Source organism: Gracilibacillus sp. JCM 18966 (genome assembly GCF_055392695.1).
The window spans coordinates 689,557-709,631 of sequence record NZ_AP043883.1; the positions used below are offsets into that span (position 1 = coordinate 689,557).

The 20,075-nt window shown below is 37.3% G+C and carries 19 protein-coding genes; 6 read left to right on the forward strand and 13 right to left on the reverse strand.

What is annotated here, in order from left to right:
• Window positions 1-54: 54 nt before the first annotated feature.
• The 10 genes from ACZ5N5_RS03070 to ACZ5N5_RS03115 form a co-directional block, all read right to left on the reverse strand.
• Window positions 55-2,343, reverse strand: coding sequence for a helix-turn-helix domain-containing protein (locus ACZ5N5_RS03070; RefSeq protein WP_464373252.1), 2,289 nt, complete (start codon window positions 2,341-2,343; stop codon window positions 55-57).
• A gap of 61 nt (window positions 2,344-2,404) precedes the next feature.
• Window positions 2,405-3,886: an alpha-L-fucosidase gene (locus ACZ5N5_RS03075; protein ID WP_464373253.1), complete on the reverse strand. Its 1,482-nt coding sequence runs from the start codon at window positions 3,884-3,886 to the stop codon at window positions 2,405-2,407.
• A gap of 15 nt (window positions 3,887-3,901) precedes the next feature.
• Window positions 3,902-4,834, reverse strand: coding sequence for an aldo/keto reductase (locus tag ACZ5N5_RS03080; RefSeq protein WP_277679133.1), 933 nt, complete (start codon window positions 4,832-4,834; stop codon window positions 3,902-3,904).
• A gap of 12 nt (window positions 4,835-4,846) precedes the next feature.
• Complete coding sequence (locus ACZ5N5_RS03085) at window positions 4,847-5,680, reverse strand: amidohydrolase family protein (RefSeq protein WP_277679134.1); 834 nt, start codon at window positions 5,678-5,680, stop codon at window positions 4,847-4,849.
• A 14-nt stretch (window positions 5,681-5,694) separates the two neighbouring features.
• Window positions 5,695-6,129: an L-fucose mutarotase gene (gene fucU, locus ACZ5N5_RS03090; protein ID WP_109982828.1), complete on the reverse strand. Its 435-nt coding sequence runs from the start codon at window positions 6,127-6,129 to the stop codon at window positions 5,695-5,697.
• A 12-nt stretch (window positions 6,130-6,141) separates the two neighbouring features.
• Window positions 6,142-7,158, reverse strand: coding sequence for a zinc-binding alcohol dehydrogenase family protein (locus tag ACZ5N5_RS03095; RefSeq protein WP_464373254.1), 1,017 nt, complete (start codon window positions 7,156-7,158; stop codon window positions 6,142-6,144).
• A 136-nt stretch (window positions 7,159-7,294) separates the two neighbouring features.
• The gene (locus ACZ5N5_RS03100) at window positions 7,295-9,079 is read right to left on the reverse strand and encodes an L-fucose isomerase (RefSeq protein WP_464373255.1); all 1,785 of its coding nucleotides are present in this window, start codon (window positions 9,077-9,079) and stop codon (window positions 7,295-7,297) included.
• A 53-nt stretch (window positions 9,080-9,132) separates the two neighbouring features.
• Window positions 9,133-10,599, reverse strand: a complete 1,467-nt coding sequence (locus tag ACZ5N5_RS03105; protein ID WP_277679136.1) for a rhamnulokinase — start codon at window positions 10,597-10,599, stop codon at window positions 9,133-9,135.
• Between the two features lie 21 nt (window positions 10,600-10,620).
• Complete coding sequence (locus ACZ5N5_RS03110) at window positions 10,621-11,274, reverse strand: class II aldolase/adducin family protein (protein WP_109982832.1); 654 nt, start codon at window positions 11,272-11,274, stop codon at window positions 10,621-10,623.
• 24 nt (window positions 11,275-11,298) lie between these two features.
• Window positions 11,299-12,321, reverse strand: coding sequence for a LacI family DNA-binding transcriptional regulator (locus tag ACZ5N5_RS03115; protein ID WP_464367576.1), 1,023 nt, complete (start codon window positions 12,319-12,321; stop codon window positions 11,299-11,301).
• Between the two features lie 271 nt (window positions 12,322-12,592).
• On the opposite strand from ACZ5N5_RS03115, the gene ACZ5N5_RS03120 reads away from it, so the two are divergent.
• Window positions 12,593-13,462 carry a helix-turn-helix transcriptional regulator gene (locus tag ACZ5N5_RS03120; RefSeq protein ID WP_181397394.1) on the forward strand — a complete coding sequence of 290 codons (870 nt, stop codon included), beginning with the start codon at window positions 12,593-12,595 and terminating at the stop codon, window positions 13,460-13,462.
• A 27-nt stretch (window positions 13,463-13,489) separates the two neighbouring features.
• On the opposite strand, the gene ACZ5N5_RS03125 is transcribed toward ACZ5N5_RS03120, so the two are convergent.
• Together ACZ5N5_RS03125 and ACZ5N5_RS03130 are read right to left on the reverse strand one after the other, a co-directional pair.
• A complete protein-coding gene (locus tag ACZ5N5_RS03125; protein WP_109982835.1) occupies window positions 13,490-14,167 on the reverse strand; it encodes a DUF1129 family protein in 678 nt (225 codons plus the stop codon).
• A gap of 4 nt (window positions 14,168-14,171) precedes the next feature.
• Window positions 14,172-14,495 (reverse strand): PadR family transcriptional regulator, encoded by a 324-nt coding sequence (locus ACZ5N5_RS03130; protein ID WP_054788087.1) that lies wholly within the window; start codon window positions 14,493-14,495, stop codon window positions 14,172-14,174.
• A 300-nt stretch (window positions 14,496-14,795) separates the two neighbouring features.
• Here ACZ5N5_RS03130 and ACZ5N5_RS03135 point away from each other — a divergent pair, with 300 nt between their 5' ends.
• Window positions 14,796-15,686 (forward strand): endonuclease/exonuclease/phosphatase family protein, encoded by an 891-nt coding sequence (locus ACZ5N5_RS03135; protein ID WP_464373741.1) that lies wholly within the window; start codon window positions 14,796-14,798, stop codon window positions 15,684-15,686.
• Between the two features lie 36 nt (window positions 15,687-15,722).
• Here the strand turns inward: ACZ5N5_RS03135 and ACZ5N5_RS03140 are convergent, their stop codons facing one another.
• Window positions 15,723-16,256, reverse strand: a complete 534-nt coding sequence (locus tag ACZ5N5_RS03140) for a DinB family protein (protein WP_464373256.1) — start codon at window positions 16,254-16,256, stop codon at window positions 15,723-15,725.
• A gap of 349 nt (window positions 16,257-16,605) precedes the next feature.
• Between ACZ5N5_RS03140 and ACZ5N5_RS03145 the strand changes: the two genes are divergently transcribed.
• From ACZ5N5_RS03145 to ACZ5N5_RS03160, 4 genes are all read left to right on the forward strand, one after another.
• Window positions 16,606-17,421: a CAP domain-containing protein gene (locus tag ACZ5N5_RS03145; protein ID WP_054788084.1), complete on the forward strand. Its 816-nt coding sequence runs from the start codon at window positions 16,606-16,608 to the stop codon at window positions 17,419-17,421.
• 253 nt (window positions 17,422-17,674) lie between these two features.
• Window positions 17,675-18,004, forward strand: coding sequence for a four-helix bundle copper-binding protein (locus tag ACZ5N5_RS03150; RefSeq protein WP_054788083.1), 330 nt, complete (start codon window positions 17,675-17,677; stop codon window positions 18,002-18,004).
• Window positions 18,005-18,029: 25 nt separating this feature from the next.
• Window positions 18,030-18,482, forward strand: coding sequence for a DUF2188 domain-containing protein (locus tag ACZ5N5_RS03155; protein WP_464373257.1), 453 nt, complete (start codon window positions 18,030-18,032; stop codon window positions 18,480-18,482).
• A gap of 228 nt (window positions 18,483-18,710) precedes the next feature.
• Complete coding sequence (locus ACZ5N5_RS03160) at window positions 18,711-20,063, forward strand: PepSY domain-containing protein (protein ID WP_464373258.1); 1,353 nt, start codon at window positions 18,711-18,713, stop codon at window positions 20,061-20,063.
• The last annotated feature ends 12 nt before the right edge of the window (window positions 20,064-20,075 follow it).

The window sequence follows — 20,075 nt, forward strand, 5'->3', positions numbered from 1 at the left end:
TATAGAAAAGGTACCATTCAAATCAAAAGGTACATATTAGAAAACCTTGGCGTATTAGTCTTGTAATGTCTTTCGAAATTGATTCGGAGTCACTTTATTGATCCGTTTAAAGGCCCTTCGAAAAGAATGAGCACTATTATAGCCCACCTCTTTCGCTATATCATTAATCGTTTTTTTCGAATTAGCCAATAGATTCATTGCTTCATTCATGCGAATTTTTTCAAGGTATTCGTACAGATATTCTCCCGTCTCTTCCTTGAAAATATGTGAGATGAACTTTTCCGGTCGATTAAAGTGTTCTGCGATTCCATAGATGGTTAAGTCAGGGCTCTGATAATGCTCATGTAAAAATGTCTTTATCGAATGAATCATCGTATGATTGGATTCCTTCCGTTGATCTGCAATCATTTGGCAATAACATTCAATGGCCTGATCAAATTTGTTCTTAAGTGATTCGATACTTTCTTCATCTACTTGGATATCCCAAATATTTTTCCACACCTTTTCTAATTCTTCTTTTTTCGAACCATACTGATCAAAAGCCTTAAACAGTGTTCCCTTGATTTCATACATCACTTGTTCTAACATATCCTTTGGTAAGCATCGATTGTTTATATTTTCTTCATAAATCTCCTGTAATATTTTTTTGGCTTCTTCTGCATTTCCTTCTTTTAAATTTTTTAAAAGTCGAAACTCATAGTCTAATGGATAATAAAATAATACCGTTTCCTTGATCATCTCGTTATACCAGAATAAGTGATAGTCATTTGTCGAAATAGTAATATAGTCGAGTGCTTGCACCGCCTCATTATAGGAACGACTTATATCAAGCAATGATTGAAACGGCTGCCCAAACCCAACCTTTAAGGATATACGATATTGATGCTGAAATTGCTTTTTTAGGGATAGAAACATTTGTTCAATATCTCTAGCAAAAACATCGGTATCTTTTTGATCATCTAAGAAAATGTAAACCATTTTATCTGAATCTAAATTCGTTACGTAAAATTTTTGGCACAGCTTCAAGGACTCTTTTTGGATAACTAAGCGAATAGCATGTAATTCTTCGTAAATTTCACTACTGGACATCTCTTCATAGCCTGCCACCTTTAAAATAGAGACAAAACCTTTATTTCCGATGATCGGCAAATCTGCTAGTGCAGCGAATTCCTGTAAGTTCTGATTTTTCTCCGTCAGTTCCCCAGCTAGTAGCTGCTTAAGAAAGGCATCTTTTAATAATGGCTTTTGCTCCGCAAGCTGACTGTGTAGATCTACATTTGTGGCAATTAATTTAGATATATTACCATGTAAAAAATCATAGTCATTTCTGGATTCTGTCCCTGTATATTCCTTTAGTGTTTTCATCATCCCTGTAATTGGTCGGCTATGTCTGTAGGCAAATAAAAAACAAATGATCAATCCAATTACAAGTGTACCTATCGTAACTAGCCAAGTAATATATTTTATCGGCGCAGCCTGTCTAACTAACGTCTTACTAGGGATGCCCGCCACATATGTCCAGTTGTACTTATCGGAATGAGCCGTGATGAGGAGTGTCCCATCTTCTAAATAGAGGCGATTATCGTTCATTGATACCCTAGAGTGAATTGGTGAAATCTCTGATTCGTCAATGCCATTTGTTGTTACAATATGGCCATTATTTTCGTCCATTATATATACCCACCCATTAAATTGTGTAGAAATCCCCATTAACAGGTTATTTATTTTACTACTTTCAATTGGAACGACAATCGAACCCATTGATTTTGAATAGCTATTCATTGGTAATGGTCGTATATAAGTAATCACATTGGTATTCCTCTCATCCATGACAAACGCTTTTCTAGGTAGCATTCCTTGGTGATGGGATAAAACTTCAGTCTTCCATTCAGAAAATGTGAAATCAGTATAATGATACTCCTGATAAAAATGGTAGGGGCGGTAATAAACAGATCCCGGTACCATTACAATGTCCATTCGACGAAAATAGATATAGAAATCTTCAAGAAAATCATTGGTGGAGGCGAAAGGAGAAATATCTGTAGACAGCTGCTTCATGCTAGAGACAATTTTATTCTTTTCGGTAATATTTTTATTTAATAATGTGTTGACATCACTATTTGTAGCAAGCTGATTCGCAAATCGGTTTATTTCATCTAACCTTTGCTCCAAAATGGTTTTTCCTTCATGAAGAACTTGGGTGCTATTCATAATTGAGTACTTTTCCGCTGTTTTTAAGGAAACATGGTAAGAAATCAAGCCTGCGAGCAAAGGAATAAAAAGAATAATAAGATAGGATAGCAAAAATCGTCTAAAAACCTTAGAAAATTCTGCTAAATTCATGATAACTCCCTCCCCAGTCATTAATAGATAAAGCCGAAATTTTTACATTTCGGCTTTGTTATCAGTCTATTTGGATTTTAAAGACAACCGGCTTTCTGCTTTGAACAGATGTAGTCTTGATCTTAAGGCCATGTGACGATCGCTCCCACTTTGGTATCTCATCAAATCCTAATATTGTTATGCTCTGAATAATTCCGTGGAAATGTGGTAGCTTTGAAGCATCCTGTTCAGCTAGTGCCGTAATGTTTACTTTTCCGTCCTCTGGATAGTTCAAAACCGTTGCATATAAAAAAGAACCTTTTACTGTGAAACGAATATCCTCTGGTGTGAAGCTCTTAGATTTACTATCGGTAAACTGTCCTTCTTCAATAGTCGTTGGTCCTTCTCCCGCTTTTCGCCATACCTTACTCCCATAAATGGCTTCCCCATTTGTATGAAGCCAATCTCCTATTTCGAGTAAAATATTTTTATCTTCGTTTGGGATCGTGCCATCTGCTTTTGGCCCAATGTTTAATAGCATTGTCCCATTTTTGCTTACAATATCCACTAAATCACAAATAAGCTCATTGGCTGTTTTATATTCATTATTTTCGGTATAACACCATGAATTTTTTGCGACAGCTGTATCTGTCTGCCAAAAATAAGGTTTTTGTTCAGCAAATTGTCCTCTTTCGATGTCCACTACTGCCGTACCAAACATGAAAGCATCATGCTTATAATTAATGGCAACTTCTATGCCCCACTCCTCTGCACGATTATAATAATAAGCTGCAAACTTCTTTAAATAGGGCTTAACGGAGCTATGCTGAATCCACCAATCAAAGTAAACGATTTTCGGCTGATAGCGATCAACGATTTCACAGGTCCTTAATAGCCAATCCTCTAAAAACTCCTCTGATGGTGCTGGAGAATATAAATCATGATGATCAGGCTCAGGCATTGCTGCCCAATAGAAATCTCCTCTTACTAGTGGCTCTTTTATATCACTATCAAATTCCTTCCCATGACCCATAAAAAACCAGTGCTCTATACGATGAGAGGAAGCACATATTGGAATACTACGCTTGGCTAACTCCAGCTTTAATTCTCCGAGTATATCTCGTTGTGGTCCCATTTCATATGCATTAAATTTAGAAATGTCGCTCCTGTACATTTGGAACCCATCATGATGTTCTGCCACAGGCATTACATAACGTGCCCCCGATTCTTGAAACAGCTGCGCCCATTCAGCTGGATCAAATTTCTCTGCCTTAAATAGTGGAATAAAATCCTTATAACCAAAATCCTTATGCAAGCCATATGTTTTTACATGATGTTCATATGCCTTCGATCCTTGAATATACATATTTCTCGAATACCATTCATTTTCAAAGGCTGGTACAGAATACACTCCCCAGTGAATAAAAATTCCAAACTTCGCCTCCCTATACCAATCAGCAAGCTTATATTGAGATAAAGAATCCCAATTGTCTTTATATTTCCCATGCTCAATCACTTTGTCTATTTGTTGAAGATAGGCTTGTCTATCAACATATGCTTTCATTTTATTTTCCTCCTTTTATTGTCTCCACTCTTCTCTCCCACTTGGCCAGCTTCTGTTCTGAATTGGTTTTAGTATCTTTAATACTTGTTCTAATAGTTCTTGATTGATCGGTTCGTCTATCCATTCTATGTTTTTCGCTATATTTCTTTCACTCGCTGTACTAACAAGCGTTGTAGGGATTCGGTTATTTTGGACAGAAAATTGAATCGCTAGCTTTGCTAGATTCTCGCCCTTTTCTTCACAGTAGGCTGCCGCTTCTTTACAAACAGAAATCATTTCTTTATCAGCAGGATGCCAATCCGCTACTGGCCGATTATTTAATAGCCCCATAGAGATAGGCGAAGCATTGATGATACCAACATTTTTTTGTTCAAGTAATGGAACAATGTGTAAAAGTGACGTATCGTTTAAGGAATAGTGACAATAGGATAAAATTACATCTATTTCTGCTTTCTGTAATACCCTTTCAAATACGCTTAAAGGTAATCCTGAAACACCAACATAGCGAATTTTCCCTTGCTCTTTTAATTGATATAATGCGGGAATCCCTTCTTCGATCACCTCATTGTAAGAACCAAATTCAATATCGTGTAACAAAAGAATATCGATATAGTCTGTTTGCAATCTTTTTAAGCTTTCTTCGGCACTTGTTATAATTCTTTTCTTGGAAAAATCGAAGGAATCTTCTCCATAACGACCTGCCTTCGTCGAAAGAATATAACGATCTCTTGGAATTCCTTTCAAAGCCTTACCTAATACCCTCTCTGCTTTGGTCAAGCCATAATACGGGGAAACATCGATATAATTAATACCTTTATCCAAGGCATAATGAACGGTTCGAATCCCCTCCTGTTGATTAATCTCTCTGAAAACAGAGCCTAACGAAGACGCGCCATAGCTTAGTACAGAGACATCCAGCCCTGTTTTCCCTAATTTACGATATTTCAAGAAACTCCCTCCCTATACGTTTAACTTATAAAAGTCGATAGCATTTCTTCCAAAAATGCAATCTTCTTCTTCCTCTGTGACTTTGTTTGATAACGCTTTCTTTAAAAGCTGAAAAACTTCATCATAGCTTGCCGATAGTAAACAAACTGGCCAATCACTTCCATATAAAATACGATGAATCCCAAACATATCAACCACATGATCCACATACGGAAGAAAGTCATCGAGTTTCCAATTGCCATGCTCCGCTTCTGTCACCATTCCAGATAGCTTACAATAAATATTCGGATGCTTCGCAATTTGCGTCATATAACTTTTCCATGGTTCAAGCACTCCTGCTGCGATATTTGGTTTTGCCATATGATCGATTACTCCTCTTAATGGAACTTGCTCGATAAGTTTGGTAACGGCTGACAACTGACTAGAATGGACTAACAAATCAACTGGCAAATCGATTTCAGCAAAAAATTCAAAAGCTTCTATATACTTCGTCCTTAAGATGACATTTTCATCAGGCATATCTTGAATCATTATCCGTATTCCAATAAATTTCGGATGCTTCAGAAATTGCGCTAACTGTTTTTTATATGCTGGATTCTCTACATCGATCCAGCCAACCACTCCTGCGATGATGCTTGATTTTTCACTTTGGGTAAGAATAAACTCTGTCTCTTCAATGGTGGGGGCTGCCTGTACGACAATCGTTTTATCGATCTGATTTTTCTTTAAGTGAGGAATGAGATTTTCTTCAAAAAAATCCCGATACAAAATCGGAATTTCTGGTGTAATCCACCCATAATCATTTCGGCTGATTTTCCAATAATGCTGATGTGCATCAATACGCATTGGACACTCCTCCTTCAGCTAATTGTAACAACACCTTTTTTCAAAATAATATTTGCATATAATGCTTGCTCTCCGGTAGCAATAATGGCATAGGCATTTTTCGCTCTCTCATAAAAAGCAAATCTTTCTAATTCCTCAAAACCACCATCCAAGGAAGTATTCTTCCTCACCATTCTACGATATTCATCCCAAATAGGGGTTTCCACATCGTCACCAGGTACAACTTGCATAAGTTTAATCGGATAGGATGTATAGCTATCTAACGGAAATAGCTGCAATATGGCCTCCAGAATTTCTGCTATCCCATTTCCATCATAACGAACAACCCTTTCACATAGACTTGCGGAAGGGAAATTACCATCTGCCAGAACTATCTCATCGCCATGCCCCATCTCCATTAATATTTTCAATAAATTTGGTGATATAATGGATGGAATTCCTTTTAACAATTGAGTCACCTCCTATTTTCGTACAATCATTGTTTTAATCGTATCCGATTGGGGTTGTAGCCAATCCTGAAAATTACTAACCGTACTCTCGAATGGAACTTTATCTGTTATATAATCTTTCACGTTGACTTTTTTGGAAAGTATCATCTCCTTAACAAATTGAAAATCCTCTCTTGTAGCATTTCTACTAGCAAAAAGCGTAAGCTCCTTTGCATGAAAGTCTGGATCAAAAAACGTTATATCCTCCTTAACTAATCCAACATAGACTAATTTCCCACCATGAGAAACATATTGAAAAGCTGTATTCATGGAGGTTGGATTACCTGTTGCATCAAAAACAACTGTTGGCAATTCACCATTTGTTATCTCCAAGAGTTTATCGATCGGCGCCTTCGAACCATTGACAGTGTGTTTAATCTGGGCCCATTCCCGACAAAACTTTAACCTTTTTTCATCAATATCCATTGCGATCACTTTTGCTCCTTTTTGATTGGCAATCGCCATCACGCCTAAACCAATGGGACCAGCGCCAATTACAAGTACTGTCTCCCCTTGTCTAAGCTCCGAACGCCTAACGGCATGTGCACCAATACTAATAGGTTCGATGACGGCAGTTTCATCTAAGGTTAGCTCATTTGTTAAGACTAGATGATCAATGGGAACAGATAGCTGCTCACACATTCCTCCATCTCTATGCACTCCTAACACGTTCATATCAATACAACAATTCGTCTTACCATTTCTACACGCTATACAGTTTCCACATTCCAGATATGGTATCACCGCAACTTGATCTCCTCTTTTTATAGCTGACGAGGTATCAGCTATCCAGCTTACTGTTCCTGCAAGCTCATGGCCTAATACTCGTGGATATTTAAAGAATGGCTGATTCCCTTTAAAAGCATGAATATCTGTTCCACAAACGCCAATACGCTTAATATCAATAATCGCAGTACCTTCTGCCTTCTCAGGTGGTCGTTTGACCATTTTTCTTAGCTTTCCTGGCTGTTCACACACAATGTATTCCATCATCTATCCCCCTCATTGATTTTCTTTTATCTTACCAGCAATAATATGAAATAAAAATGGCATTTATTGCTCTTTTTATACTCTTTTTTGATATTTAAAAAACCAGAAAGTACCCATAAAGAGTACTTTCTAATGTCTAACTATATAACGGTCCGTATGTCGCACATGCTCGGTAATCTGCTCCTTCTATATCCTTTGTTCCGAACATATTCCAAGCACTTGGACGGAAAATATTTTCCTCCGAAACATTATGCATATTCACTGGAATTCTGAGCATTGCTGCTAATGTTAGGAGATCTGCACCAATATGTCCATAACTCATCGCACAATGATTGGCTCCCCAATTATTCATGACAGTATAGACATCTCGAAAGGCACCATCTCCCGTTAAGTTAGGAACAAACCAAGTGGTAGGCCATGTTGGATCTGTACGATCATTTAGTTTCTCATGTACCTTTTCAGGAAGATCAACCGTGTATCCTTCCGCTAGTTGCAGTACTGGTCCTAAGCCTTTCAATAGATTCACTCTGGCGATTGTGACAGGCATCCCACCTTTAGTTAAGAAATTACTGGAGAAGCCACCTCCACGAAAGTATTCGGTATTAGCTGGGCGCCATTGGGTGGCATTCAAGCATTTCTCTACCTCCTCAGCAGTAATATCCCAAAACGGCTTCATCACAGGCTTCCCATCCAATGATTGTTCACCAGTACCGTCTAATGCAGCTGCACCTGAATTAAGAAGATGAATGACGCCATTCTCCGCTCGTCCATCTACTTCATATCCAGTAACTCGCTTTATTGCATCAGGACTCCAATATGTTCGAACATCTGCAAAGACCTGTGCTGTATTTGTTAATAGGTGTCCGAATAACATCGTAATGGCATTTAAGGCATCATTTTCTGTTGCCACAATATATGGTGCTCGAATTCCATTCCAATCAAAGGAGGAATTCAATATTGCCTCCATGAAATCCCCATTTGGAAAATGATCGGTCCATTGTCTTTGCCCTTGAAAACCTGATGCAATGGCATTTCTACCCATCGCTTCTTCCTCATAACCTAACTCAGCTAGTCTTGGGTTACCTTCCATTAGATCCTTTGTAATAATTGTCATCTTAATGTTCATCTGTAGATCTTCTTCCTTTTGTTCCTCTGTCCGTTGATTTTCAGCTGAATTAATATCAGAGCCAATCACACATTTTTCTTTCACCCATTTATATGCCTTCTCGAATTCTTGCTCATCATAAATCTTTTCTTCTATGCGTCTAGTAAATTCTGACATATCAATATATTCATTTCTCATTCCAAGATAATCCTGGAATAATTCTTCATTGACCATACTGCCCGCAATCCCCATTGAGACAGAGCCCATGGATAAGTAAGAGGTATCCTTGAGCATCGCTACCGCAAGCCCCGCCTTTGCAAAGCGGAGCAGCTTCTCTTGAACATCTGCTGGAATGGAGTGATCCTCGATATCCTGCACATCGCGCCCATAAATACCAAAAGCAGGAATCCCCTTCTGATTATGTGCTGCTAGTACTGCGGCTAAGTACACCGCTCCTGGTCTTTCCGTACCATTAAACCCCCAGACAGCATTAGGTCGACGAGGATTCATATCCATCGTCTCTGAGCCATAGCACCAGCACGGGGTAACGGTTATAGTCAAACCCACTGATTCCTTTTCAAATTTCTCCTTCGCTTCCGCTGCTTCCTTCACTCCGCCAATACAAGTATCTGCAATTACACATTCCACGGAATCGCCATTGTTATATCGTAAATTTTCTGACAAAAATTGAGCTACAGCTTTTGCCATATTCATCGTTTTTTCTTCTAAAGATTCGCGTACACCCTTACGCCTACCATCAATCGTTGGTCTGATTCCAATTTTCGGCATGCTTCCTATTAATCTTTTATTTGACATCTGTCTTCCTCCTTTAAGTGTCAGCTTATCGATGTTTCCTATAGTAAACCTTTTTATTCTATTAATTCTTTGAACTGGGTATAAGCATTCTGCCAATACTGATCGTGATTCGGTAAGTAGCTATTAATGGGAAAGGATTTTTTTACAATCGATTTTGCTTCCTTCCCATCTCTTATTTCCCCAAGTGCAATCAATTGCCCAAGTGCGTTTCCTACTGCACTTGCTTCTATTGGACCTGCAATGATTTCCCTATCCGTCGCATCTGCAATGGTTTGACATAATTGCTGATTCTTTGTCACCCCACCCCCTATATGAATGCGCTTTATTTTTCGTTCAACAAGTGTTTCTAGCTGATCAATTACTAGTTTGTACTTCATAACCAAACTATCGATGATACAGCGAATGATTTCCCCTCTTGATTGAGGAATTGGTTGCTCAGTTTCCCGACAATATGCTCGAAGCTCTACTAACATATTCTCAGGATTAAAAAAACGGGGATCATCCGGATCAATCAATGATCGAAATGGGGTTGCTTGCTGAAATAATTGATTTTCTTCCATATAATTTGTCCTGATCCCATCTCTCTCCCATATTAGACGAGATTGCTGCAATAGCCACATCCCCATATTGTTTTTTAACAAACGGTAAGTGCCATCCATTGTTCCTTCATTGGTAAAACCCCACCTTCGTGCGTTTGGTGTGGTTAATGCTTTCTTCACAGGAATCCCAATTAAACTCCATGTACCACAGCTCATGAAAACAGAATAATCATCCTCTATGGGCAATGCTGCTAGCGCACTTGCCGTATCATGCCCTGCGACATGAATAACCTGTACTGGATCCATTTGTAGTTCTCTATTTATATCAGGTAATGTAGATCCTGCGATGGTTAAAGATGGTACAATTTTAGCAAAAAGGTTATCTTTTACTCCCAGCAAGCTAATAAGCTGTTTAGACCAATCTTCTTGGTGGATATCTAATAGCTGCGTAGTCGAGCTTATCGTGAATTCACTGGCTTTTGTTCCTGTAAAAAAATAGGTAAGTAGATTGGGAGTAAGAAGTAATGTATCAGCCTGTTCTAATAAGCCTGGGGATTGTTCTTTTATCGTAAATAATTGATATAAACTATTTATTGGTGCAGATTCTACACCTGTCAAAGTAAAGAGCTCTTCCTCTGACATCCATTCATGAAACTTTTCCATTCCGAATTTATTTTGTGGATCGCGATAACAATAGGGATTTGCTAAAAGTTCTCCTGTTGCAGATAATAAGCCAAAATCCACACCCCATGTATCTATACCTAAGCTCTCTACCTCATGTCCGGCTTGCAGACTAGCCTGCATTGCTTTTTTCATCTCATTGTAAATATGTAAAATATCCCAATAGTAATGATTGGTCAATGAAACAGGGTGGTTAGCAAATCGATATATTTCATCTAGTATTAGTTGTTCTCCGTCATATTGACAAAGCATCAATCTACCATTGGATGCTCCAATATCAAACGCCCATACTTTTTTCACCTATCTCCCTCCTCTCGCAAGCTATTTTTCAGAGCTTTTTAACAGCTTCGCTCGATATTTTTCACTAGAAAGATTGCGTAAATCCTGACATTCTGACTCCGTTAATAGCCTAGGAGTACCAACCGTTTTAGATAGGTAATATACCTTTGCCGCCTCTTCTACTAGTTGCATAAAAAAGTAAGCTTCTTTCATCGATTTTCCTACCGTTAATACTCCGTGGTTTCTCATTACTACTACATCTGTTTCAGCAATAACCTCTGCAACGGCATCTGCTAGAATATGAGTAGTCGGAATGAGATAATCTAGATACGATATATTGCTTATCATTGCAGGGAAGTCAGGGAACATTGGAGGAATTTCCAAACCCGCTGAGGAGATGGCTACAGAGTAGCTTGGATGTGCGTGTAGGACAGAATCAATATCAGGTCTCCTTTGAAAACATTCTAAATGCATTAAGATTTCGGATGATGGTTTTAAATCACTTATTACTTCACCTGTTAAGATGTTTACACATACCCATTGCTCCTCCTTCACCTCCTGCAAATCAAATCCACTAGGAGAAATATACATATAATCCCCTTCTCGCATGCTTAGATTTCCCCCAGCACCTACTACTAGCCCTGTAGAGACTAGCTTCTTTGCATAAAGACATAGTTGTTTCCTAACATCAACCATGAATGAACCTCCTTTTAAATCGCATTATTTTATTGACCTTGTAGACTTTCGTAGATGAATATCTGGTGATAAAACAATTTTTCGATCTTTCTGAATCGTTTTACCATCTAATCGTTCTACTAAGAATTGAATACCAATTCTTCCAAATTCCTGAGCAGGCTGAGATGCTACTGTAAAGAATGGATCAAAATATACTACTGGTTCTACTTCATCAAAGCATACAACAGATATATCCTCAGGTACTTTCATACCTAATTCCTTTAATGCCCGCATCGTACTAATCGCTATAAAATTATTTGCCGCAAATATGGCCGTAGGTCTCTTTGTAGAAGGTAAAGCTAATAATTGTTCGATATTTTTTTTCGTATCCCCTGCTTGGATACTCTTGAAGTCTATTTCCGTAATATAATGCTCGTATACTGGTAATTCATTTAATCTCAATGTTTCTAAATAACCTCTTAAACGCTCGCGTGCTGTTGAAATATTCGAAGGACCATTGATGAAAGCAATGTTATGATGTCCTTGTTCAATTAAATGCTCCATCAGCTTTCTACTACCTTCATAGCTGTCTCCAAGTACATAATCACCTGTAAAACCTTCAATGGTCCGATCAATTAGGACAACAGGTATATCCTGTGCTCTAAGACGATTAATTTGTTCCAAGGAATGGTCACTTGTTGGGGCAATTAACACCCCATCTACTCTTGCGGATAATACCATATCCATATAATTCAACTCTTTAGATGCATCTTCATCCGTATTACTTAGTAATACTCGATACCCAAGCTCATGTGCTTTATCCTCTGCACCTCTTGCTAGCTTTGCAAAAAATGGATTCGAGATATCCGGCAAAATAAGACCTAAAGTTTTTGTTTGCTTGGAAATTAATCCCCTTGCCACAGAGTTAGGTACATAGCCCAATTCTTTAATAGCTTGTTCAACCTTTTTCCTTGTGGATTCCTTTGTCTTCCCAGAATTATTTATCACTCTGGAAACGGTCATTGCAGATACATTGGCCTTTTTGGCAATATCATAAATTGTCACCATGATCGAGAACCTCACTTACTTTTATATTTATTCCATTATATCGATAACATTCCTGGGCAACAATTAAATATAGAGATTGAGTACTTAATTAATGTATTTAAAAACATAATTTAGTTATCGATAACATAATATGATATAATCATATTAAGCGCTTTCGTTCTATATACGGAATAAATATTTATATATTATATAGTATGTGAGACTAGAGAAAAGTACTATTGTCATTTTTGCTTTTTTTATACTATTTTTTGATCAAGGAAAGGAGATAATGATGAGCTCACTTCAAGATATGAAACCATTAGAGGAATTATTCCCGTACTCATTTGTCTATAAAAATAGTAAAGCCCCTCAAAATGAACGTCCTGATCATATGCATCATTTTCATGAGATTATTTATGTCCACAATGGAAATGGCGTATTTTTCATTGATAACACCCTCTACGAAATGAGCAAGGGGGATATTTTCATTATTCCAAATGATACGCTTCACCATGCCAGACCTGACAAACATAATTTAATCACTTCTTCCGTGATCTTCTTTAGTTCTGGCTTGATTTATCCCATCTCTATTGATGATTCCTTTTCCTATTTATCACTTATCGAAAAAGTAAAGAAAGAAAAAGAATTCAAAATACAGATTCCCATAAAGGAACAGCCTATTCTTGAACAGTATCTCCTACAAATACATCATGAATTAACAGAGGATAAACTAGGGTCGATTCATGCATCCCTACTGATCACCCATCAAATCCTACTACACCTTTCTAGAATGAAGCTAAAAAACAAGGATGAGCTCATTCATGCAAAAACATCTCCACATGATTGGATGAATTACATTCTTGCTTACATTGAAAAAAACCTGGAACAAAACCTTTCTTTACCTGCTTTAGCTAAAGAAGCACTTGTAAGTCCCGCTCATTTTAGTCGAATTTTCAAGCAAATTACTGGAATGGGTCCAATCGCATATATCAATAAAAAAAGAATTTTAAAATCAAAGGAATTACTTCTGCAATCCTCTCTTACTATTACGGTAATAGCAGAAATGATGGGCTATGATAGCACGCCCCATTTTTACCGAACCTTTAAAAAGTATGTAGGAATGACCCCTGCACAGTTTCGAAAAAAAGAGAGAAATGCATGAAGCACACGCATTTCCCTATCAAAAAGTTTATGATGTTTTCTTAAAATAAGTCGCTAGGACGTAAAATACAATACTTATCCCTATTAACCAATAAACAGGTATTTGTACTGACATCCCAAAGTCAGGCATGATGATGAACATAGTTAAAAACAAGCCAAATGGTAAGGCTCCAAAGCAAAAACCGAACAGAACACTTTCAAGCACTTTGTTAATATCTTTAAAGCATGACCACTTTAAATAGGCGAAGATGGCATACATAGCTACAAAAACAATGATAATAGAGGTGATAGCCTCCAAGGCTAACGTACCTATGTAATAGATTTTCTCTTGATCTCCTTTACCAAAGCCAAAGTATAGAATAGAATGAACGACTCCATTTAAGAAGGTAGTCACAGCGAGAAAATAAAATATAGCCATGAGACCCACCTTTACTCTTTTAGGTGTGATCATTTTTGGTAATTCCCCAATAATTTCGTTGGCATATTGCCTCGGATCATCACCGAAGACTTCCTTTGCACTCTTCCCTTCTCCCTGTGCGTCTAGAAGATGATCTAGCAGTTCCATTAAAATCTCTTCCGATTCTTGTTCTGATTTATTAAAGAACAGGCGAACATACAATAGCATTTCTTCATACACTTTTTTATTTTCTTCATTTAATAATTTTCTTTTTTGATTATTTTGCTCAATTAATACGGACGCATCCATATTTTCACTCCTCACCTTTTAATAATTGATCAACAGGGGTTTTAAGGCCGTTCCATTGGGTTTTAAATTCTGTTAACGCCGTTTTTCCTTGATCCGTCAAATGGTAGTACTTTCTATTTGGGCCATGAGGGGACTTTTTCATTTTCCCTTTAATAAGCTCCTCTTTCTGTAGTCTAAGTAATATTGGATAAATAGACCCCTCACTCACATCTATCCCTTGTGATTGTAGCTTCATTGCTAGTTCATATCCATAAATAGACTCCTTTGATATTATTGCTAATATACAGCCTTCAAGGATTCCCTTCAGTAGCTGACTTCGAATCGCCAAATTCACACACCTACCTTGCATTGCAATATAGAGAAGTAAAAAGAAAAGCAATTCTTGATTGCTATCTTGTTTTACAATGTAGTAAATTTATTATATATCCTTTACCTAAAATATGCAAGAACAAATAAAAGAAATAAGACCGGTCACCTTTTACCACAAAAGTTGCAGGTGCTTTTTACTATTTTTCTTTACTTTTTTGAAAACTCTAGTTCATACCAACTTCACATTCCTGCTTTATACTAGACATTGATAGTTGGAAAGGATTGATAAAAAACAAAGGAGGAATTTTCATTGAAAAGGATGCTGCAAATAGCTGTTGTCTTAACTAGTTTATGGTTGCTTTTAGGTAGTACTTCTTTTTCGTCGATCCATGCATCTACTGAATTACATAATAAGAAGTCTGAAGCTAAATTAAATGTGATGAGCTTTAATCTAAGATATTTAAATGATTCTGATCCTTCCCCACATACATGGGAAGAAAGGCGTTCTACTGTGCGTCAAGTTATTCGCATGGAACAAGCGGATATTATCGGCACACAAGAAGCGGTCTATCAGCAGGTGAAAGATTTAGCTAATGATTTGCCAAATTATGCATGGATTGGTCAAGGCCGTGAGGGTGGCAGTAAAGGGGAATTTATGTCCATATTTTATAATAAAAACCGTTTTACTCCATTAGAATACAACCATTACTGGCTATCAGATACACCAGATATAGTAGGTTCTACATCATGGGGAAATACAATCCCTAGAATGGTCACTTGGGTGAAATTCCTTGATCACCAATCGAATAAAGCATTCTATTTCATCAATACCCATTTCGATCACATGTCTGAAGAGGCAAGAGAGAATAGTGCTAGACTTATTTCAGAAAAGGTAAAGGAACTTGATTCAGATCTCCCTGTAATCTTAACTGGGGATTTTAATGCTGGACCCGAAAGTATACCTCATGACATCTTACAGCAGCAAGGCAAGTTTGTTGATACCTTTATAGCAGCAGAGAAAAGAATAAATGAAGAGCTTGGTACATTCAATGGTTATGATAACCCTTCTGGTGGAGGCGCAGATAATAGAATTGATTGGATTTTATCTAGAGGAGAAATCACAACAGAATATCATAAAATTATCAATTTTAGAAAAAATGGACAATACCCTAGCGACCATTACCCAGTATTGTCGAGGGTGACCTTTTAAGAAAGGAAAAGAGGCTGTCAGGATAGACAGTCTCTTTCATTCTTCATCGGCACTAGAACCATATAAACCTGGTACAGGGACCTCGAGGAGTCGTAAATACAAGGTTAATTGCCCTCTATGATGATACCAATGATTGAGGACAAGAGATCGGATGAAAGTATATCGCGGTCCTTTCATTAGGATCTCTCCATTTTGTTTCATCTGCCATTCTGCAAATAACTCCTCTGTTCCCCATTCAGTTAGCCAACCACTAGTTATCCGACGATTATGCTCAAATGTATCCAAAATTTCTGATACAGAAGATGCCTCAGGAAGTGGCACTGTCGGAACCTCTCTTATTAATTCACTAAAATATACTGTTAGCTCTCCAGGTAACAAGGCAATATGAAGCCCTAATTGGCCAATCGACATCGATTTTTCATGAGGTCGAAAGGTTAAACAACCCTCTGGAATACGACTTAATGCTTCTTTTGTTTTCTCTGCTTCATCCTTAAATTCTTCTAATAATAACTCTGATAGATTCATGCTATATACTCCTTTCCCATTTGCCAGAATTGTTATGTTAATCATAGCAGAATAACAAGCACGACATTACTTCTAAATTGCTCTAATTCAACCACTCTGTTTCACAGGAAAGATTCTCCTATTATATTACAATTGTCATATGGCTGTTATGCTATAGAAAAGATATGTAAATATAAATGCTCCTAAAAAAATTGTCAATACCAAATCACAAGAAAATAATGCTAGTTTATTAGAAATTATCCAATTTTGTGGAAATGAATCTCTTATTCTTAAAAGGTTTAATATAATATAACCCTCAAAAAATTAATATTGGAAGTATTATCCTCAATTATTACAAAAAACACATGCTATGATGATAGAGAAATAAATAAATAACAGAAGGAGTGTTTTTTTCATGTTAAAGAAAGTTGGAATTGGAATAGCATTAGCTGGTACAGTGCTATTTGGTAGTGCATTCTCACAACAAGACGTAGAAGCAGAGCAACAAGCCCATATTCAAAGTAAAATTAACTATAATATAGATTGGACAAAAATTCAGAATGGAGATATTCAAAGTTTAATAGACAAGCTTTGCAACAACCTCTCTAACGGTGAAGAGCAGTCCAATAAACAAGAGCAAGAAGATAAGGCAAAAGAACAAGAGCAACAAACAGAACAAAATACTGAGCAAGAAAAGCAACAACCAGTTGCTAAAGAAGAACCAAAGAATGAGCAAAAAGAAGAGCCAAAAGAAGAACCAGCAACTGAACAAAAAGCACCTGAACAAACAAATAATAATACAGAGCAAGCTAAAGAACCATCTAATACTCAGGAACAAAATGATACAGAACAGCTTAGTCAATTTGAACAACAAGTGGTAGCATTGACAAACGAAGAACGTCAAAAGCAAGGTTTATCTGCTCTAGAAATTGATACAGAACTAAGTAAAGTCGCTCGTGAAAAATCTAATGATATGGCAACAAACGGCTATTTCAGCCACAACAGTCCAACATATGGTTCTCCATTCGATATGATGAAACAATTCGGTATTAGCTATAAAACAGCTGGAGAAAATATTGCCAAAGGACAGCAAACACCAGAAGAGGTAGTGAATGCTTGGATGAACAGTGAAGGACACCGAGCAAACATTTTAAATCCTGACTTCACTCATATTGGTGTTGGCTATGTAGAACAAGGAAATGTTTGGACACAACAATTTATTGGTAAATAAGTAAAAGGAAGATCATAGGTGCCAATGCCTATGATCTTTTTTTATACGTTAGAAAAAGGATAAAATTTCTACACAGGAGAAGTTCCGATGTAGCTGGAATTTCAAGGTACCGAGTCTAAGGAAAACTAGACATTCGCCAAAGAATGAGCGAATGCGAGTTTTCCTAATGCCTCCCCTTACATATTTGTATGTTTATTTATTGCATGAAGCGGAAAAGTATAATATAGAACAAATTTTAAATGGAGGTTTTAGGATGAGTCACCAACAATACCAAGAACTACTTGAAACATTGCACGAATGTATGACAGCATGTAATCACTGCTTTGATGCTTGTTTGCAGGAAGAGGATGTAAAAATGATGAGCGAATGTATTCGATTAGATCGAGAATGTGCAGAAATATGTAGTTATTTAGAGTCAGCTATTTCACGAAATTCACCTTTTATTTCCGAGTTAGCTTCGGTTTGTGCCACAATATGTGCAACATGTGGAGATGAATGTCAAAAGCATCAGCATGAGCATTGTCAAAAATGTGCAGAAGCATGTTTTCGTTGTGCAAAAGCATGTCAAGAGATTGCATTTTAATTCGTTTGAAGGGGAGAGGATATAAATGCCTTGGGATACACAGGATTATCCAAGCTCATTGAAAAACTTAGATACAGCTGTAAAGAAAAAAGCAATTGATATCGCAAATTCCATGATAGACGAGGGTTATGATGAAGGACAAGCCATTCCAATAGCAACAGAGCAGGCCAAAAAATGGTACGATAATGTTTCAGAGCATGAACGAAATCAGGTTATGCAGATGAGTGACGAGGATCTACGAAAAAGAGATGAAAATTCGCAAGATAGTCGTCCGGAGCTCTTAGAAAAAGGAGAACATGTCATTCCACATGAGAATGGCTGGGCAGTTAAAACGCAAGATGCGAAGCAGGTTTCTAATGTATACCAAAAGAAGAACGAAGCAGTAAAACGAGCACAGGAGATTGCAGAAAATAAGCAAACAACGGTTATTATCCATAAAAAAGACGGATCAATTCAAGAAAGAATAAACAAATCCTAGCTTTACTTCCATCAAAGGGACAGTGTTTGTTAGCGAAACTTATCGAGATGCTTAGTGTCCGTTTCAAGATTTCAACGAATAATTAAGGATGAACACTGTGATTGAATAGCTGGTGAACCATTCAGTTCATCAGCTTTTTTATTATTCACAATATTGTCATTGGTGAATGGTCAGATTCTCGATTAGAATGATAGTAATGATTACTATTTAGAATTGAGGACATGATAAATGGATAATAAAAGTAAACAAAAGTCATCCGCCAACATTTACCAAATCGTTTGGCGTTGGCACTTTTACGCAGGAATTATTTTTGCACCATTTCTTCTTATACTTGCGATTACAGGAGCGATTTATTTATTTAAACCCCAAATAGAAGGCGTACTCTATGAAGATTATTACAATGTGATCGAACAAGGAGAAAAACTTGTGCCATCAGAACATATAGAATCAGTATTGGATCAATTTCCTGAGGCCCAAATCACCAGTTATCGACCAGGTGAAGAGCGTACACGTTCTGCTGAAGTCAAGATCAGTCTGAACGGGGAATCGTATACTATTTTTGTGAATCCCTATACTGCAGACATCATTGGAAAGTTAAATGAAAAGGACCGTTTCATAGATAGAGTAGAAGAATTCCATGGTGAATTAATGATTGGTACCGTCGGTGATCGGATTGTAGAATTGGCTGCTTGCTGGACCTTGCTATTAGTTATCACTGGATTGTATATCTGGTTCCCAAAAACAAAAAAGTCCCCTTTTGGTGTGATTTTTCCTAGATTTAAAAAAAATAAACGAATTCTCTTTAGGGATCTCCATGCAGTCTCAGGGGCTTGGTTGTCATTAGCCATTATTTTTCTTGTCATCACTGGTTTATTATGGTCTGGTTTCTGGGGTACAAAGGTTCAAAATCTTACGACAAATGCTGGTATTGGCTATCCACCATCCATTTGGGTAGGAAGTGCTCCAGAATCAACTATTCAAACAAAAGATATTGCAGATGTCCCATGGTCTGCCCAAACAATGCCCGTTCCTTCTTCCGATCAATATGGAGGGTTTGTCCCGATAAGTATTGATGATGTTGTACGTATTACTAATGATGAAAATATATATCCAACCTATGAGGTTATCTATCCTAGCAGTCCCGAAGGTGTCTTTACGATCTCTGTATTTCCTCCAAAGGCAAAGGATGAAGCAACCCTTCACATTGATCAGTATACTGGTGCCATCCTAGCTGATTATCGCTATGAGAACTACAAGCCATTAGGTAAATTAATGGCTTGGGGTATTACGGTTCATAAAGGACTGGAATATGGTGTAATGAATCAGATTATTGGCCTAATTGTTTGTATGGGGATCGTCCTTCTAGTCATTAGTGGCCTTATTATGTGGTGGAAAAGAAAACCGAACAATAGGCTTGGAGCACCAACTGGACCAAGTATCATTACAAAAAAAAGAGTGACCATCCTACTTCTTCTGTTTAGTTTTGTTTTTCCCTTAGTAGGTCTTTCAGTCATTTTTGTTTTTGTACTAGATTGGCTGATTCTAAGAAGAATACCAAGACTAAAACAATTCTTTTATTAAGGCTGGTGTAAA

Excerpts from the sequence above, each read along its gene's own strand:
- ACZ5N5_RS03070 (WP_464373252.1), bottom strand. The coding sequence starts at position 2,343 with ATGAATTTAGCAGAATTTTCTAAGGTTTTTAGACGATTTTTGCTATCC.
- ACZ5N5_RS03075 (WP_464373253.1), bottom strand. The coding sequence starts at position 3,886 with ATGAAAGCATATGTTGATAGACAAGCCTATCTTCAACAAATAGACAAA.
- ACZ5N5_RS03085 (WP_277679134.1), bottom strand. The coding sequence starts at position 5,680 with ATGCGTATTGATGCACATCAGCATTATTGGAAAATCAGCCGAAATGAT.
- ACZ5N5_RS03095 (WP_464373254.1), bottom strand. The coding sequence starts at position 7,158 with ATGGAATACATTGTGTGTGAACAGCCAGGAAAGCTAAGAAAAATGGTC.
- ACZ5N5_RS03100 (WP_464373255.1), bottom strand. The coding sequence starts at position 9,079 with ATGTCAAATAAAAGATTAATAGGAAGCATGCCGAAAATTGGAATCAGA.
- ACZ5N5_RS03110 (WP_109982832.1), bottom strand. The coding sequence starts at position 11,274 with ATGGTTGATGTTAGGAAACAACTATGTCTTTATGCAAAGAAGCTAGTC.
- ACZ5N5_RS03115 (WP_464367576.1), bottom strand. The coding sequence starts at position 12,321 with ATGGTGACAATTTATGATATTGCCAAAAAGGCCAATGTATCTGCAATG.
- ACZ5N5_RS03120 (WP_181397394.1), top strand. The coding sequence starts at position 12,593 with ATGAGCTCACTTCAAGATATGAAACCATTAGAGGAATTATTCCCGTAC.
- ACZ5N5_RS03125 (WP_109982835.1), bottom strand. The coding sequence starts at position 14,167 with ATGGATGCGTCCGTATTAATTGAGCAAAATAATCAAAAAAGAAAATTA.
- ACZ5N5_RS03135 (WP_464373741.1), top strand. The coding sequence starts at position 14,796 with ATGCTGCAAATAGCTGTTGTCTTAACTAGTTTATGGTTGCTTTTAGGT.
- ACZ5N5_RS03140 (WP_464373256.1), bottom strand. The coding sequence starts at position 16,256 with ATGATTAACATAACAATTCTGGCAAATGGGAAAGGAGTATATAGCATG.
- ACZ5N5_RS03145 (WP_054788084.1), top strand. The coding sequence starts at position 16,606 with ATGTTAAAGAAAGTTGGAATTGGAATAGCATTAGCTGGTACAGTGCTA.
- ACZ5N5_RS03150 (WP_054788083.1), top strand. The coding sequence starts at position 17,675 with ATGAGTCACCAACAATACCAAGAACTACTTGAAACATTGCACGAATGT.
- ACZ5N5_RS03155 (WP_464373257.1), top strand. The coding sequence starts at position 18,030 with ATGCCTTGGGATACACAGGATTATCCAAGCTCATTGAAAAACTTAGAT.
- ACZ5N5_RS03160 (WP_464373258.1), top strand. The coding sequence starts at position 18,711 with ATGGATAATAAAAGTAAACAAAAGTCATCCGCCAACATTTACCAAATC.